The organism is Dactylosporangium roseum, from assembly GCF_025264685.1.
GTDB classification, from domain to species: Bacteria; Actinomycetota; Actinomycetes; order Mycobacteriales; family Micromonosporaceae; genus Dactylosporangium; species Dactylosporangium roseum.
Genome location: NZ_CP073721.1, coordinates 4,097,459 through 4,113,546 on the forward strand (window position 1 = coordinate 4,097,459; position 16,088 = coordinate 4,113,546).

Genomic DNA, 16,088 nt, shown 5'->3' on the forward strand with positions numbered 1-16,088 from the left:
TCCGGATGTGTCTGGGGATACCCGGCCGGATCGTGGCCGCCGACGACTCGGGCGGCCTGCCCATGGGCACGGTCGACTTCAGCGGGGTGGAGCGTGAGGTCTGCCTCGCCTACGTCCCGGAGGCGCGGGTCGGCGACTACGTGATCGTGCACGTCGGGTTCGCCATCAGCCTCGTGGACGAGGCCGAGGCGCGGCGGACCCTGGAGATGCTGCGGGCGATGGGCGACGTGTTGGAGCAGGAGCTCACACCCGAGCGGGGGGCGGCGCCGTGAAGTACGTCGACGAATACCGCGACCCGGCCCTCGCGCGGCGCCTGTTCGCCGAGATCGACGCGGCGGTCACCCGGCCGTGGACGCTGATGGAGGTGTGCGGCGGCCAGACACACACCATCGTGCGGCAGGGCATCGACGAGCTCCTGCCGGCCGAGGTGCGGATGATCCACGGACCGGGCTGCCCGGTCTGCGTGACGCCGCTCGAGCTCATCGACCGGGCGCTCGCGATCGCCCGGCGCGACGAGGTCGTCTTCGCCTCCTACGGGGACATGCTCCGCGTGCCGGGCAGCGACACCGACCTGTTGGCACTGCGCGCCCGCGGCGCCGACGTCCGTGTGGTCTACTCACCGCTGGACGCGGTCCGTATCGCCGCCGACCACCCCGACCGTGAGGTGGTGTTCTTCGCCGTCGGCTTCGAGACCACCGCCCCGGCCAACGCCATGGCCGTGCTCCGGGCCCACCGGCTCGGCCTGCCGAACTTCAGCATGCTCGTCAGCCACGTGCTGGTGCCGCCGGCGATGACGGCGATCCTCGACGCGCCGGACTGCGAGGTGCGGGCGTTCCTGGCGGCCGGGCACGTGTGCGCGGTGATGGGATGGACGCAGTACGAGCCGATCGCCGACCGGTACCACGTGCCGATCGTGGTGACCGGGTTCGAGCCGCTCGACCTCCTCGAAGGCATCCTGATGGCCGTCCGGCAGCTCGAGGACGGTCGCGCGGCGGTGGAGAACCAGTACGCCCGCGCGGTGCGCCGCTCCGGCAACACCGAGGCGCAGGACGCGATCCGGCGCGTGTTCCGCATCGGCGACCGAGCCTGGCGCGGCATCGGCACCATCCCCGGCAGCGGCCTGATGCTCACCGACGAGTTCGCCGGATACGACGCCGAGCTGCGCTTCGCCGTGGCCGACCTGACCGCGCGGGAGCACCCGGCCTGTATCGCCGGTGACATCCTCAGGGGGACCCGGGTGCCGACCGACTGCTCCGCCTACGCGACGCTGTGCACCCCGCGCACGCCGCTCGGCGCGCCGATGGTGTCCACCGAAGGGACCTGCGCGGCCTTCTACAACGCGGGGCGGCGCGTGCCGTCGGCGACCGCCGCGGAGCTGCGATGACCGGCGCTGACCCGACCCGTGGCGGGTGCCCGGTTCCGCTCGCCGAGACCGAGAAGGTGCTGCTCGGGCACGGCAGCGGCGGCCAATTGTCCGCGGAGCTGCTGCGCGACGTCGTGGTGCCGGCGCTCGGCGCCGCCGCTGCCGAGACCGTGCCGGAGGACGCCGCCGTGGTGGCGGTCGACGGTCTCGATCTCGTGATCAGCACGGACGCGTTCGTGGTCAGCCCGCTGTTCTTCCCCGGCGGTGACATCGGCGTGCTGGCGGTGCACGGCACCGTCAACGACGTGGCGATGATGGGCGCGGTACCGCTGGCGCTCACGGTGGCGTACGTGATCGAGGAGGGATTCCCCGTCGCGGACCTGCGGCGGGTCACGGCCTCGGTCGGCGCCGCGGCGGCGGCCGCCGGGGTGCCGGTCGTCACCGGTGACACGAAGGTGGTCGGGCGCGGTGCGGCCGACGGCCTGTTCGTGACCACGACCGGACTCGGTCGCCGGCTGCCCGGGGCCCGGGTGTCGGCCGCGTTCGCCCGCCCCGGGGACGTCGTGCTGCTGTCCGGTCCGATCGGCGCGCACGGCACGACCATCCTGAGCACCCGGGAAGCGCTCGGGTTCGAGGCCGAGATCGTCTCCGACACCCGTCCGCTGCACCGGCTCGTCGCGACGATGGTGGCCGGCGCGGGTCCGGCGATCCACGTCATGCGCGACCCTACCAGGGGCGGTGTGGCATCGACGCTGAACGAGATCGCCGCCGCCGCCCGGGTCGGCATCGAGATCGACGAGGCCGCCGTCACCGTGCCGGCACCGGTCGCGGCCGCGTGCGAACTGCTCGGCCTGGATCCGTTGCACGTGGCCAACGAGGGCTGCCTGGTGGCGGTGGTGGCACCTGCGGCCGCCGACGCGCTGCTGGCGCTGATGCGGTCGACGCCCGAGGGGCGCTGGGCGGCCCGGCTCGGGTCGGTGGTGGAGGAGCACCCCGGCCGGGTGGTCATGCACACGCTCATGGGCGGCCGCCGCGTCGTCGACATGCTCGTCGGCGAGCAACTGCCGCGCATCTGCTGACGCATTTCGACAGGACCTTTCGGTCATCCAAAAGGGGTCGAACGGCACTACGTGGGGTAGTGGCAGCGCAGTGTGACGGAACAGAGCGGTACCCGGGAGGCGCGTGATGGTCACGGGGTGCTCGTCGCCGGCGCGGGACGTCGGCCAGGTCCTGCTGCCCGGACTCGACGACCTCTTCACCGCTCTCCGGGCGGACGGTCGTACGGTCGTCGGTCCGACGGTGCGGGGGCACGCGATCGTGCTCACCGAGATCAGCGGTGCGGCGGAGCTGCCGTACGGCCGGCGGACCGAGGTCGAGGCCGGCACCTACCGGCTGCGGCCCGGCGACGAGCGGCTCGCGTTCACCCACACGTCCGGACCGCAGTCGTGGAAGCAGGTGCTCCATCCGCCCGCGCGGCGACTGTGGTCGGCGGACAGGTCCGCGGACGGTTTCGCGGTGACCGACGAACCCGCGCCGCCGCGCCGGCTGGCATTGTTCGGTGTTCGTCCGTGTGACCTGCGCGCGATCGGCGTCCTCGACCACGTCCTGGGTGACGGCGAACGGTACGCCGCCCGCCGGGCCGAGATCCTCGTCGTCGCGGTCAACTGCACCGAGCCGGGCGGTGCCTGCTTCTGCGTGTCGGCGGGCGGCGGCCCCGGCGCCGAGGCCGGCTACGACATCGTGCTGACCGAACGCCCCGACGGGACGTACCTGGCGAGCAGCGGAACGGCCGAAGGCGCGGCGGTGCTCGCGCACGTTCCCGCCACGCCGGCGTCCGCCACCGACATCGCATCCGCCACACAGGCGGTGGAGGCCGCGGCGGCGCGGATGGGCCGGACCCTTCCCGAGGTCGACCTGCGCACGTTGCTGGCCGGCCACCGTGCGGACCCGCAGTGGGACGACGTGGCTGAGCGCTGCCTGACCTGCGGAAACTGCACGATGGTCTGTCCGACCTGCTTCTGCACGTCGGTCACCGACACCACCGACCTGACCGGTGACCACGCCGAGCGCTGGGAGTCCTGGGAGTCGTGCTTCGACCTGGACTTCAGCCACCTGCACGGCGGGCCGGTGCGGGACACCCGTGCCGGCCGCTACCGGCACTGGCTCACGCACAAGTTCGGCACCTGGCACGACCAGTTCGGCGAGTCCGGGTGCGTGGGCTGCGGCCGCTGCATCGCCTGGTGCCCGGTCGGCATCGACGTCACCGCCGAGCTGCACGCACTCAACGCGCACCCGCCCACACCCACCGAGGACCCACGATGACCACCACGTACGACCTGCTCGTCACGCATCCGTTCCTCGCCGGTCTGCCGCTGGGCCACCTTGACAGCCTGGCGCGCTGGGCGCATCCCGCGTCGTTCCGCGCCGGGGCGCGGATCTTCGAGGAGAACGGCCGGGCCGAGCGGTACTGGCTCGTCCGCGACGGATCCGTTAGCCTCGACACCCGAATCCCCGGCCGCGGCGACGTCATCGTCGAAACGCTCGGCCCCGGCACGGTCCTCGGCTGGTCCTGGATGTTCCCGCCGTACCGCTGGCATTTCGGCGCCGTCGCCACCGAACCGGTGCTCGGCATCGCGATCGACGGCGCCGGCACCCGCGCGCTGTGCGAAGCCCACCCCGACTTCGGCTACGAGCTGACCAAGCGCTTCATGGCCGTCGTCGTCGACCGGATGCAGGCGACCCGGATCCGTCTCCTCGACCTCTACCGGGCGCCGGCATGACCACGATGACCCCGAGCCGCTACCGGGTCGTCGAACGGACCCCGGAGACCGGTGACACGGTCACCCTCGCGCTCGAACCGGTCGACGAGCCGCTGCCGGTGTTCCGGCCGGGCCAGTTCGCCATGCTGTACGTCTTCGGGGTGGGCGAGGTGCCGATCTCCGTCTCCGGACGGTACGGCGTGGCCGGCCTGTCGCACACGATCCGGGCGGTCGGGGCCACGAGCGGCGCGCTGTGCCGGGCCGAGCCGGGCGGGATGCTCGGCGTCCGCGGGCCGTTCGGCCGTGGCTGGGAGCTGCCCGGCCCCGCCGGTGCCGACCTGGTCGTCGTCGCGGGCGGGCTCGGGCTGGCCCCGCTGCGGCCGGTGATACGCCACGCGATCGCCGATCGGGACCGCTACCGCCGGGTGGCCGTCCTGGTCGGTGCGCGAACCCCGGACGACCTGCTGTACCCGGACGAGTACGACGCCTGGCGGGCCGCCGGACTCGACGTGTTCGCCACCGTGGACCGCGCCACCACCGATTGGACCGGTCGCGTCGGCGTGGTGACCGCGCTGTCCGACCGTCTCGACATCCGGCCCGCCGACACCGTCGCCTTCGTGTGCGGACCCGAGATCATGATGCGGTTCGCCGCACGGTGCCTGACCGGCCTGGGCGTGCCGGCGGGCCGGGTCTGGCTGTCGCTGGAGCGCAACATGCACTGCGGGCTCGGCCACTGCGGGCACTGCCAGCTCGGTCCGCTCCTGATCTGCCGCGACGGCCCGGTCGTCGGCTACGACGAGGCCGGCCCGCTGCTGTCGGTGAAGGAGCTGTGATGGCCGCGCCGGCACGGCCGAAGCTCGCGGTGTGGAAGTTCGCGTCCTGCGACGGCTGCCAGCTCACCCTGCTGGACTGTGAGGACGAACTGCTGCCGCTCAGCGAGCACGTCGAGATCGCCCACTTCCTGGAGGCGTCCAGCGCGGTCGTGGAAGGCCCGTACGACGTCTCCCTCGTCGAGGGCTCCGTCACGACCGAGGCCGACGTCGAGCGGATCCACCGCATCCGGGAGCAGTCCGGAATGCTGGTGACCATCGGCGCGTGCGCCAACGCCGGCGGCGTCCAGGCGTTGCGCAACTTCGCCGACGTCCAGGAGTTCCGCTCGGTCGTCTACGCGAAACCCGAATACGTGGCGACCCTGGCGGAGTCGACGCCGATCTCGGCGCACGTGCCGGTGGACCTGGAGCTGCCGGGGTGCCCGATCGACCGGCGCCAGCTCATCGGTGTGTTGGCCGCCGTGCTCGCCGGGCGCCGTCCCGGCCTGCCCGTGCACAGCGTCTGCCAGGAGTGCAAGCTGCGCGGGACGGCCTGCGTGACCGTGGCGCAAGGCATCCCGTGCCTGGGACCGGTCACCCGCGCGGGCTGCGGTGCGCTCTGCCCCGCCTACGGCCGCGGCTGCTACGGCTGCTTCGGCCCGATGGCGAAGCCCAACACCGCCGCCATGGTCGCCGCGCTGCGCGGTCTCGGCATGTCCCCGGCCGACGTGGCCCGGGTGTTCCGGACCTTCCACACCGCCAAGCCGGAGTTCCGGGCGGCCGCCGAGCAGGAGGAACAAGGGGAGCGGGAGGAACCCGGATGAGCCACCGCAACGACCGGGCGCTGCGCGTCGGTGCCCTCGCGCGGGTCGAGGGCGAGGGTGCGATGCACGTGCGGGTCGAGGGGACGACGGTGACCGACGTGCGGCTGCGGATCTACGAACCGCCGCGGTTCTTCGAGGCGTTCCTGCGCGGCCGTGGCCACGCGGAACCACCCGACATCACCGCCCGCATCTGCGGTATCTGCCCGGTGGCGTACCAGATGAGCGCCTGCCTGGCCGTCGAGGACGCGTGCGGCGTCCAGGTCGGCGAACCGATCGCCGAGCTGCGCCGGCTGCTCTACTGCGGCGAGTGGATCGCGAGCCACGCGCTGCACGTGTACCTCCTGCACGCACCGGACTTCCTCGGCTACCCCGGCGTCGTCGAAATGGCCCGCGACCACCGGGATGCCGTCGAACGCGGACTGGCCCTCAAGAAGGCCGGCAACGCCATCCTCGAACTCGTCGGCGGGCGCGCGATCCACCCGATCAACGTCCGTGTCGGCGGCTTCTACCACGCTCCGTCGCCCGCGGAGCTGCGGGCACTCGCCCGCGACACGCTGCGACCCGCCCTCGGGCATGCGCTGGCCACGGTCGAGTGGGTCGCGGGCTTCCCGTTCCCCGACTTCACCACCGGCCACGAACTGCTCGCCCTGGTCGACCCGCACCGGTACCCCATCGACCGCGGCGAACCGCGGACCTCGTCCGGCCGGTCGTTCCCGGTGCGCGACTTCGAACGGCACGTCGTCGAGACGCAGGTGCCGCACTCGACCGCCCTGCACGCCGAGCTGACCGGTGCCGGGACGTACCTCACCGGCCCGCTCGCCCGGTACGCGCTCAACCACGCCGCGCTGTCGCCGCTCGCCCGTCAGGCGGCCGCGGCGGCGGGTCTCGGGCAGCGCTGCGACAACCCGTTCCGCAGCATCGTCGTGCGCGCGGTCGAACTCGTCTACGCCCTCGACGAGGCGCTTCGCCTGGTGGAGGCGTACGAGCCGCCGGCACCGTGTCACGTGGAGGTGCCGGCGCGCGCGGGGACCGGCTACGGCGCCACCGAGGCGCCGCGTGGGGTGTTGTTCCACCGGTACGAACTCGACGGCGACGGGACCGTTCGCAGCGCCCGGATCGTGCCGCCCACCGCGCAGAACCAGCCGAGCATCGAGGACGACCTGCGCCGGTACGTGCAGGACCGGCTGGACCTCGACGACGAACGGCTCACCGCTCAGTGCGAGCAGGCGATCCGCAACTACGACCCGTGCATCTCCTGCGCCACCCACTTCCTCGACCTCACCGTGGAGCGCACGTGAACCCGCCCGTGGTGGTGATCGGTATCGGTAACCCCTACCGGCGCGACGACGGCGTCGGTCCGGCGGTCATCCAGCGGCTCAGGGGTGCCGGCCTGACCGGGGCGACGCTGGCCGAGAGCGACGGTGACGTCGGCACGCTCATCACACTGTGGGAACGGCGCCGTCTTGCCGTCGTCGTCGACGCGGTGTACGGCCATCACGGGCGTCCCGGCCGGGTTCATCGGCACGTGATGGCGGGCCGGCCCGGCGGGCCGGCGCGCGGCACCAGCTCACACACCGTGGACCTGGGCGAGGCCGTCGCCCTGGCCCGTGAGCTCGGCCGGCTTCCCGGCCGGATGGTCGTGCTCGGCGTCGAGGTGGCGGACGTCGGCTACGGCCTCGGCCTGACCCCGGCCGTGGCGACGGCCGTCGAGCGAGTGGTCGAGCAGGTGGTCGAGACGGTCGCCGCGGAGGTCCGGTCGATCGCCGGAGCCGGCGCGTGAGGCGGCGGCGATCGGCGCCGAGGGTCTGGGCCGAAGGTCGTGCCCGGAGCCGGATCCGTCGCGCTGCGGATGCCGGCTCGGCGGATGGTCAGCAACGGCGTGCGACGAGGACCGGCGCCGGGGCGTGCTCGAGCACCTGCTGGGTCACCGAGCCGAGCCGGAGCTCTTCGAAGCCACCCTTGCCGCGGGGGCCGAGCACCACCATGAGCGCGTTGTCGGCCTCGGCGACCAGGACGGGCGCCGGCGCGCCCCGGACCGCGCGCAGTTCGACCGGCACGGTCGGATACTTCGCCCGCCACGCTTCGAGGTCGGCGGCCAGCGCGTCGCGTGCCGCCGCGGCCTGCCGGGTGAGGTCCACCGGGCGGCGCCAGCGGTGTGCCGGCTCCTCCCACGCGCGCACCGCGGTCAGCGCCACACCGCGCGACGCCGCCTCCGTGAACGCCAGCTCCACCGCGAGTTCCGAGGCGGCCGAGCCGTCCGCGCCGACGACGACCGGCTGGTGCCGCGGGAGCGGGCACTCGGGTCCGGCCCACCGTTCGGCGTGGTGGACGACCAGCACGGGGCAGTACGCGTGCGCGGCCGTCTGGAGGCCGACCGAGCCGACCAGCAGCGAGCGGAAGCCACCGATACCGCGGCTGCCGACCACCACGAGGCTCGCGTGCCGCGACTGCTCGACGAGCACATGAGCCGGGCTGCCGTGCCACGTCGAGGTGGTGACGTGCAGGCCGGGCTGCCAGCCGCGGGCCTCGATCGCGGCGTGGAGCGCGAGCTCGTGCTCGTCCGCCGCCTGCTCGAACGGGCCTGGAACGCCCAGGGCGTGCGTGATCCGGAGCGGCCGCCCATGCCGCACCGCCTCGTCGGCGGCCCAGCGGACCGCGCCGAAGCCGGCCGGCGAGCCGTCGACACCCACGATCACCGGTTGGCGGTCGGTGTTCATGACGCCCTCCCTTGCCGGTGCGAGTGCCGTTGGAAACGGCCTTCCACCCTCACCATGCCCTGCGGGGGCAGCCCGGCGTCAGGGCCGTTGGTCCCGTTTCGGGAGCATCGGGCCCGGCGCCAGCTCGCCGTGCCGCGATGGTTCCGCGTCACCGCGGTGCTCCTACCTGACGACGGCCACCGGGCAGGCGGCGTGCTGGATGACGGCCTGGCTCACGGAGCCCAGCAGCAGGCCGGTGAAGCCGCCCAGGCCGCGGGAGCCGACGACGAGGAGTTCCGCGCCGGCGGACAGTTCGGTGAGCACGGCGGCCGGGCGGCCACGGACGACCAGCCGGTGGACGTCGACGTCGGGGTACCGCTCGGCCCATCCGGTGATCGACTCGACCAGGGCGCGCCGCTCCTCGTCGCGCAGGTCGTCCCGGTCGCAGACCAGCGGCAGCACGTCGTTGGGATTGGCGGGTTCCGGCCACAGGTAGGCGTGGACGGCGGTCAGGCCGGTGCCGCGGAACGCGGCCTGCTCGAAGGCGAATCGCAGCGCGTCTTCGGCGTCGTGGGAGCCGTCGATGCCGACGAGGACCCGGCCGGCCTGGGGACCGGCTGGCCGGTCGGCATGGCGGACGATGACGACGGGGCAGGCGGCGTGGGCGGCGAGCTCGACGCCCACGGATCCGAGGAGCAGGCCGGTGAAGCCGCCGAGGCCACGATGACCTACGACGGCGACGGCGGCGTGCCTGGAGGCGTCCACGAGCGCGGCGGCCGGCTGTCGCACAGCGATGTGCGTGCTGATCTCGAGGGTCGGTGCCACCATGACCGCCCGGCTGACGGCCTCGGTGAGGATCTGCTCGGCGCCCTCCCGCATGGTTTCCTCGTACAGTCGCGAGGACGCCGGGACGGTCAGCGGCGCGTACACCGTCGGCCGCGGGAACGCGTACACGACGCGGAGGGGGCGTTGGCGGCGCGCCGCGTCGGCCGCGGCCCATTCGACGGCGCGGAGGCTCTCCGGTGAGCCGTCGACCCCGACGACCGCCGTCCTGTCGGTCCTCATGGCGGACACCCCCTCGGCGATCCGGACCCGGCGCTGGTTCCGGATGACGGCCACGCAGCTCGCCCGCCTGGTCTCAGGTGGCGTCGTCCCATGACGTGCGCCCGGCCGGCCGCGGCGGCGCTGATGTCGCCCGCCGTCCGGGCGAGCTACCGCGGCCGGCGGCCCCCACGGCTGCCTGGGCGCCGCGCTCGACCGCTCCGGCCACGCCCCGAACCTCGTCGTAGAGGTCCCGCAGCGGCTCGCGGAGGGACGCCTCGTCGGCCGCCGTGAGCAGACGCTGACGCAGCGGGGTCCCCGGGCGCAGGTCTTCCGGCCGGACGTCGATGCCGAACTCGCGGCGGAGATGGTCCGTCGCGTCCTCGGCCGTCCGGCGTGCCCTGCGCACCATGCGCAGGCCGTCGCCGACCGCCCTCGGCAACCGGTCCGGACCGAAGATCAACAGGCCGGCCACGATGAGCGCGATCAGATGCCAGCCGTCGAGGTTTTCCAAGCCCATCGTGCGGCTCCCTTGCACTCGGGCCAAGCCTACCCACCCACGACCCGCGACCGGCGGGGCCGTGGTGTCGGCCGCCCGTTGCCGCAGCGCCGGGCAGCAGTGTGGCATCGCTCGGGCCCCGGTTCGGCGTGGGTGCCCGAACGTCACCCGGTGCGGTTCGGCAAACCACGCCCGGCCCCGCCCGGGTGACGGGGGCAGGCATCCGGGTGAGCGCGGCAGGGTCCAGGTCGGTATCGACACGGCAGAACGAAACCGCCCGCCGGGAAGCCGGCGGCGGCCCCGGATCCGCTGCGAAGGGCGGTCCGGCCTTCGTACGGTGCAGGAAACCGCCGTCGCGTCAAGGGGGAGAATTGCGCGTAGCCAAACGGATCCGCTCAGCCGTGGCGGCATTCCGTCAGCCGAGTTGCTATCCGGCCGGCCACTACCACTCGCCCGTGTCGAGCGGGGCGGACATTCGACGCGCGCTGGCCCGCAACGACACCCGGCCATACGGCGTCGACCTCGGCGAGGCCGAGCAGCTCGCCTTCGCCGACACCCTCGACATCCGGCCCGAGTGGCACCGGTATGTGCCGGACAACAACATGTTCGGGCAGCCCGACGCCGCGCTCTACCAGGCGCTCCTGCGCAAATACACACCCGCCCGGATCCTCGAGACCGGCTCCGGCTACTCGACCGTCGTCGCGCTCGACACGCTGCCCGAGGTCGACCTCACCTGCGTCGAACCCAACTCGCGGCGGCTGCGCTCGCTGCTCCGCCGCGGCGACCGGGTCACCGTCGTGGAATCCGGCGCCCAGCACGTGCCGGTCGAAACCTATCTCGCCCTCGAAGCGGGGGACGTGCTGTTCGTCGACTCCACGCATGTGGTCAAGGCCGGCTCCGACGTCGTGCACCTGGTGCTGGACGTGCTGCCCCGCCTGGCGTCCGGAGTGATCGTTCACGTGCACGACTGCTTCTGGCCGTTCGAATACCCCGACGTGTGGCTGGCGGATCGGCGCGACTGGACCGAGCTGTACCTGATGCACGCCTTCCTGATCGGCAACGCCGACTGGCAGGTGCTGCTGTTCGGCAACTGGTTGTGGCGGCAACGGCCCGACCTGCGCGAGCTCGTGCCCGGCCCGGACCCGTCGGGGTTGTGGCTGGTCAAGCGGTGACGGCGGCACCCACCTTCAGGCTGTCGCCGAAGCCATGCCGGCGCCGCGGCGCCGGGCCCGCGTCGGCGGACCCGGCCCTGTCGTGCGGGTCAGCAGTCCCGCAGCTCAGGCGACTGGTTGAGCACCTGACCCCGCGGCGAGACGAAGGCGTGATAGCGCTCGCCGCCGACCGCGGCTGGCGGGAACGCCGCGACCCGGTGGCAGTTCTGGAAGGCGAGCCGCACGCCGAAGTGCCGCTCGAGGCCGCCGCGGATCGCGTCGCTGGCCAGGGCGCGCAGCAACTGGCCGCGCTCGGCCTCGCTGGGCGGCGGGACGGTGTGGTCGGCGAACTCGCCGCCGCCGGCGTGCAGGTCGGCGGCGACGCCGCTGACGATCTGCCACGCGTACGGCAGGGAGTCCCGGACGCAGGCGACGAACTCGGCGTCGTCGACCGGCCCGGCCTCGGCGCGCTCCAGCAGCGCGATCGGTACGTTCAGGGACATCCGCTCCTCCTCAGGTGCGTCTTTCAGGGCGCGGCGGCGGTCGCCGTCGCGAGAGTGAAGCCGGGCTCGATCTGCTCGGCCAGGTCGGCGCCGGTGCGGGCGTTGCCCCAGGCGACGGCATTGCGGGCGTGGAACTCGGCGGCCTGCGCGGCGTAGCGCTCCCAGTCCTTCGTGCAGCCGTCCAGCGCCGTACGCATGGTGGCCAAGGCGCTGGCGTTGGCCGGCTCCAGCGCCTCGATCGGCAGGAACCGGCCGCGCTCGGCGGCCTTCACGAAGCCTGACCGGCCGATCCAGCACAGCAGGTCTTCGCCGACCTCCTCGCGCAGGAACGCCACGTCGTCGGCGTCGTCGACCTTGTTGCCCACCACCGCGACCCGCACGCCGTAGTCGCGGGCGTAGCCGACGTACTGCCGGTACACCCCCACGCCGCGCACGGTCGGCTCACACACCAGGAAGGTGAGGTCGAACCGGGTGAAGAGTCCCGAGGCGAACGAGTCCGCGCCGGCGGTCATGTCGACGACCACGTAGTCTCCCGCGCCGTCGACCAGGTGGTTGAGCATCAGCTCCACCGCGCCGACCTTCGAGTGGTAGCACGCCACGCCCAGGTCGCCGGCCGCGAACGGTCCGGTCACCGCGAGCCGCACCCCGCCGACGCGGTGGACCAGCCGGTCGTACAGCGGGTTCGGCTCGGCCACCCGCAACAGCCGTGAGCCGGGACCGGGCGGGGTCGTCTTGAGCATCGCCGACGTTGCCGCGATCCGCGGGTTGTCGCCGCGGAGGTAGTCCTTGACGGTTTCCAGGTGGTCGCCGAGGGCCGGGAGCCGGACCGCCTCGTCGGGGTCGGCACCCAGCGCCACCGCGAGATGCTGGTTGATGTCGGCGTCGACGGCCAGCAGCGACCGGCCGTCCTGAGCCGCGAGGAATCGGCAGAACAGTCCGGCAAGGGTGGTCTTCCCGCTGCCACCCTTGCCGACGAAGGCAGCTTTCACACTGTGTTGGTAACGGTTTTCATTTGCAGAGTCAAGCCGAACACGCGGACGGCGACCCGGCCGGCTGAGCCTCGGTGCCGCTGCGGGTCATCAGGGCTTCACCCCGTCGCCCCGGACTCAACCCCGGCATGGCGCTACGGGATGGTGGCGCACGGTCGTGCTGGTGGTGTCTGTCGCTCATGATCGCCGCCCGACCCGGGGTGGCGCGTTCCGGGTCGGGCGACTCCATGATCATGGGATCGAGCGGCACGGCGGCGGATTGTGGCGGAACGCGTGCCGGCCGGCACCCTCGGCGGCGACACCTCCGAGGCCCGCGCCTGAATTGTCGGCCTGATCCGGGTTGACAAGGGGCCGTTGGACTGAACTTCGCGGCCTTGTGCCCGACAGTCAGATCTGTGACTGTTCAGGTGCGTCAGGTGGTGGGAAACGTGGCCTGGGGCCCAGGTCTTCCTTCCAGCCGGACCGGCTCCGCGACCACCACGCCGAGGGGTTGGCAGCATCGACGAGCCCGGCCACCCGACCTTCCGATCGACCCGATCGACCCGGGTTCGTCGTGATGCTGGAGACTTTTTGCTGCTCTGGGTGCCAAAAGTCTCCAGCATCACGCAGATCCCAACACATTCTCAACCGTCGATGCATCAGGATGTCCGGAATGTCGGTGACTCCTGTGAGCCGTCGAGGACGCACGGCGACCACTCGATACCGGGTCGGCCGGGTGGACCGGGTGGACCGGCCACCCTGACCCCGCCGCCGCGCGCACCGCCGCCCGCCGACCTGGTTGCCGGCAGGGCGGGCGTCCCACCGCAACATGAAGTCGCTCGGCCCGGAACGCGCCGTCCGGCGACCGCGCAACACCGGGTTGGCGGAAGGCGTCAGCGGATCGTGCTTTCGATCAGGTCGTGGCCGAGGTCGAAGCGGATACCGTCGGGGTTGGCCACGCCGTTGGTGTACCACGACTGGTCGGCTTCCGGGTGGGGGCCGACCAGGCCGACCCGTCCAGCGCCACAGGTGGTGACGACGGCGGCGGCGGCGCCGGTGTCGTAGGTGGCGAGCACGGTGGCGGGTGTGTCGTGTTGGAGCCGGAAGTGTGCGCCGTCCTGGAAGTACATGTGTCGTCGTTGGCCCCGCCAGGTGACCCCGACGACCGTGCTGTCGGTGCCCCGCACGCTGGCCTTCGCGCTGCGGACGTAGCTCTCGACGGCGACGTCGGTGAGCAGGCCGAAGCCGGGACCGCCGCCGGCGAGATATGCCCCCAGGCAGAACCCGAGGTAGTGTCCGCCGTCGTTGACGAAGGCGCGGATGTCGTCCGAATGCGCGCGCAGGCTGCGCCACGCCGACCTCGCCTCCCCGCCGCCGGGTTGGGCGTAGACGGTGGCTTCGGCGAGCGTGTCGGCCGAGAGCCGCACGTGCTCGTCGGGGCCGCAGAACTGGACGCGAAAACCGGTCGGCGCGCCGCTGAGGAGGGCGGCCACGGCCTCCGGGCAGCCGGGATAGGCCGCGGGGCCACGGTAGACCAGGGCCAACGGCCGGTTCGTGGATGACGCGTGGCCGACACCGGTCCCGCCGGTCAGGCCGGCCACAAAGCCGGCGGCGCTCGCGCCGATGAGAAAGTCGCGACGTTTCATGGTCTGTACCTCGATCGTGTTGCCCGCGTCTGGCGGGTCGGCAAAAGAATCGATGAGTGTCGTCGGCGACGCAAGCGGCGTGGCCACCGTCTCCGAGCGTCTGGGCGGGCATCCGCCGGATCGCGGACGAGCAGTTCGGGGCGCACCCTGGCGGTGCACTCCTGGACGTGGAGAACACGGGAGCCGCGCCGGCAGACGGTTGTCGCTGACGGCTTCAACCGGAAACGTGCATCGACCCACGTAGGGCGGACGCCCCGGACCAATGTTGGCAGTTCTTGACCTGGGCGTGTGGCGGTCGGCTGGGATTTCTCACCACGACATCACCTGCGCGCTTCCGGTCGCCGCGGTGGCGGGCCCGGTCGCGGTTCGCCGGTCACCGGGCGGGGTCCGCCGGTGCGTGGGATCCCGACGTGGTCGCGGCCCCGCCGCCACGGTCCGGCGTAATGCCCAGTTCGGCCAGTTCGGTGGCGCGGGCCACGTCACCGGACGTCATGATCCCGGTCAACCGGCCGTCGGTCACGACCGGGGCCAGCCGGTGGCCGCCGGCCAACAGCGCCGGGGCGGTGTCGATCAGGGGAGCGGCCGGGTCCAGCACGTGGGCCCGGTCGACCGGCGCCGAGACCTCGCCCAGTCGCACCCGCTCCCGGTCGGTGCGGGGAACCTTGGCGAGCCGGTTGATGCTGACCAGGCCGACCAGGCGCCCGTCCAGGTCCAGCACCGGGAAGACGCGGTGTGGGTGGCGGCGGGCCACCGTGGCGACGAAGTCCGCGATGGACTGGCTGGTGTAGCCACACACGGCCGGTGTCGTCATGACGTCGCCGACCCGAACCCCGGCCAGCGCCTTCCGCAGCATCACGTGGGTGGTCTCCGCGTGGGCGGACAGGGCGAGGAACCAGCCCAGGACCACCAGCCACAACCCGCCGAAATTGGCGGCCAGCAGCACCTCGACGAGACCGGCGGCGATCAGTAGCCCACCGAGCACCGTGCCCGCGCGGCCGGCGGCGCGGCGGGCGCCGGCCCGGTCGCCCCGGACCCACCACAGGACCGCGGCCAACACCCGGCCGCCGTCCAGCGGTGCGCCAGGCAGCAGGTTGAACACCCCGAGAATGGCGTTGACGACGGCCAGCCAGCCCAGCCCGGTCACCGCCAGCGGGCCGGCACCCGACGCGGAGGCACCGGCTGCGGCGGCGGCGAACACCCCGGCGCCGACCAGGCTCACCACCGGCCCGGCCAGCGCGATCAGCAGGTCGGCGCGGGCGTGCGGAGCCTCGCCGTCCAACTCGGACACGCCACCGAGCAGCCACAGGGTGATCGCGCGTACCCGCACCCCGTAGTGCCGGGCGACCAGCGCGTGGGCGAGTTCGTGAGCGAGCAGGGCGGCCAGGAACAGCACCGCCACGATCACCGCCACACCCCAGTACACGGCCGCCGGGTACCCCCGCGCGCCGCCGGGCAGGATCACCGACGCCAGGCCCTGCACCAGCAGCAGCATGATCACCAGGACTGACCAGTGCACCCCGATCGGGATGCCGGCGAGCCGGCCCAGCCGCGCAGTCTGCCGCATCGCCACCACCGCCCTCCGGCAACAGCTTCACCCTCAGCGCTCCGCGCACCCGTCCGGCCAGGCTCGTGACACCGGCGGCGGCCGGCCGGCCGGCCTCAACCCGGTAGATCCCCTGTTCCGGCCCTTCCCACCCTCCGAGCAGCGAACGCTTCGCGCGCTCCGCACAGGTACGACGGCCCGGGCCGCCCCGGAAGGGCGGCCTGAGCCTGCCTCATGCCGGCTGAACGGTGGCGCTACGTGCCGGACGACGACGTCGCGCCCGGCG

The 16,088-nt window shown here is 73.0% G+C and carries 17 protein-coding genes; 10 read left to right on the plus strand and 7 right to left on the minus strand.

All coding sequences use genetic code 11. From position 1 onward, the window contains the following. Positions 1-5: 5 nt before the first annotated feature. The 9 genes from Drose_RS19105 (at position 6) to Drose_RS19145 (ending at position 7,535) form a co-directional block, all read left to right on the plus strand. Complete coding sequence (locus tag Drose_RS19105) at positions 6-272, plus strand: HypC/HybG/HupF family hydrogenase formation chaperone (protein WP_260729535.1); 267 nt, start codon at positions 6-8, stop codon at positions 270-272. Beyond that, positions 269-1,384, plus strand: coding sequence for a hydrogenase formation protein HypD (gene hypD, locus Drose_RS19110; RefSeq protein WP_260729536.1), 1,116 nt, complete (start codon positions 269-271; stop codon positions 1,382-1,384). The genes Drose_RS19105 and hypD overlap by 4 nt, the downstream gene beginning before the upstream one ends. Further along, positions 1,381-2,442 (plus strand): hydrogenase expression/formation protein HypE, encoded by a 1,062-nt coding sequence (gene hypE, locus Drose_RS19115; protein WP_260729537.1) that lies wholly within the window; start codon positions 1,381-1,383, stop codon positions 2,440-2,442. Before hypD ends, hypE begins: the two co-directional genes overlap by 4 nt. A gap of 106 nt (positions 2,443-2,548) precedes the next feature. After that, positions 2,549-3,685: a 4Fe-4S dicluster domain-containing protein gene (locus tag Drose_RS19120; RefSeq protein ID WP_260729538.1), complete on the plus strand. Its 1,137-nt coding sequence runs from the start codon at positions 2,549-2,551 to the stop codon at positions 3,683-3,685. Then, complete coding sequence (locus Drose_RS19125; protein ID WP_260729539.1) at positions 3,682-4,143, plus strand: cyclic nucleotide-binding domain-containing protein; 462 nt, start codon at positions 3,682-3,684, stop codon at positions 4,141-4,143. The genes Drose_RS19120 and Drose_RS19125 overlap by 4 nt, the downstream gene beginning before the upstream one ends. Then, positions 4,140-4,955 (plus strand): FAD/NAD(P)-binding protein, encoded by an 816-nt coding sequence (locus Drose_RS19130; RefSeq protein WP_260729540.1) that lies wholly within the window; start codon positions 4,140-4,142, stop codon positions 4,953-4,955. Before Drose_RS19125 ends, Drose_RS19130 begins: the two co-directional genes overlap by 4 nt. Then, positions 4,955-5,755, plus strand: a complete 801-nt coding sequence (locus tag Drose_RS19135) for an NADH-quinone oxidoreductase subunit B family protein (RefSeq protein ID WP_260729541.1) — start codon at positions 4,955-4,957, stop codon at positions 5,753-5,755. Before Drose_RS19130 ends, Drose_RS19135 begins: the two co-directional genes overlap by 1 nt. After that, positions 5,752-7,053 carry a Ni/Fe hydrogenase subunit alpha gene (locus tag Drose_RS19140; protein ID WP_260729542.1) on the plus strand — a complete coding sequence of 434 codons (1,302 nt, stop codon included), beginning with the start codon at positions 5,752-5,754 and terminating at the stop codon, positions 7,051-7,053. Before Drose_RS19135 ends, Drose_RS19140 begins: the two co-directional genes overlap by 4 nt. Then, entirely contained in the window at positions 7,050-7,535 is a 486-nt protein-coding gene (locus Drose_RS19145) for a hydrogenase maturation protease (protein WP_260729543.1), read from the plus strand. Before Drose_RS19140 ends, Drose_RS19145 begins: the two co-directional genes overlap by 4 nt. Before the next feature lie 88 nt (positions 7,536-7,623). Here the strand turns inward: Drose_RS19145 and Drose_RS19150 are convergent, their stop codons facing one another. The 3 genes from Drose_RS19150 to Drose_RS19160 form a co-directional block, all read right to left on the minus strand. Beyond that, entirely contained in the window at positions 7,624-8,472 is an 849-nt protein-coding gene (locus Drose_RS19150; RefSeq protein ID WP_260729544.1) for a universal stress protein, read from the minus strand. Positions 8,473-8,634: 162 nt separating this feature from the next. Beyond that, positions 8,635-9,516, minus strand: a complete 882-nt coding sequence (locus Drose_RS19155) for a universal stress protein (RefSeq protein WP_260729545.1) — start codon at positions 9,514-9,516, stop codon at positions 8,635-8,637. A 73-nt stretch (positions 9,517-9,589) separates the two neighbouring features. Continuing rightward, positions 9,590-10,012, minus strand: coding sequence for a twin-arginine translocase TatA/TatE family subunit (locus Drose_RS19160; RefSeq protein ID WP_260729546.1), 423 nt, complete (start codon positions 10,010-10,012; stop codon positions 9,590-9,592). A 434-nt stretch (positions 10,013-10,446) separates the two neighbouring features. On the opposite strand from Drose_RS19160, the gene Drose_RS19165 reads away from it, so the two are divergent. Beyond that, entirely contained in the window at positions 10,447-11,163 is a 717-nt protein-coding gene (locus Drose_RS19165) for a class I SAM-dependent methyltransferase (RefSeq protein WP_260729547.1), read from the plus strand. 89 nt (positions 11,164-11,252) lie between these two features. Here the strand turns inward: Drose_RS19165 and Drose_RS19170 are convergent, their stop codons facing one another. The 4 genes from Drose_RS19170 to Drose_RS19185 form a co-directional block, all read right to left on the minus strand. Further along, complete coding sequence (locus tag Drose_RS19170; RefSeq protein ID WP_260729548.1) at positions 11,253-11,645, minus strand: SCO5389 family protein; 393 nt, start codon at positions 11,643-11,645, stop codon at positions 11,253-11,255. A 23-nt stretch (positions 11,646-11,668) separates the two neighbouring features. Beyond that, on the minus strand, positions 11,669-12,634 hold the full coding sequence (locus tag Drose_RS19175) for an ATP-binding protein (protein WP_260729549.1): 966 nt from the start codon (positions 12,632-12,634) through the stop codon (positions 11,669-11,671). Between the two features lie 872 nt (positions 12,635-13,506). Then, the gene (locus Drose_RS19180) at positions 13,507-14,259 is read right to left on the minus strand and encodes a BPL-N domain-containing protein (RefSeq protein ID WP_260722664.1); all 753 of its coding nucleotides are present in this window, start codon (positions 14,257-14,259) and stop codon (positions 13,507-13,509) included. Between the two features lie 373 nt (positions 14,260-14,632). Next, the gene (locus Drose_RS19185; protein WP_260722665.1) at positions 14,633-15,823 is read right to left on the minus strand and encodes a site-2 protease family protein; all 1,191 of its coding nucleotides are present in this window, start codon (positions 15,821-15,823) and stop codon (positions 14,633-14,635) included. Between the last annotated feature and the right edge of the window lie 265 nt (positions 15,824-16,088).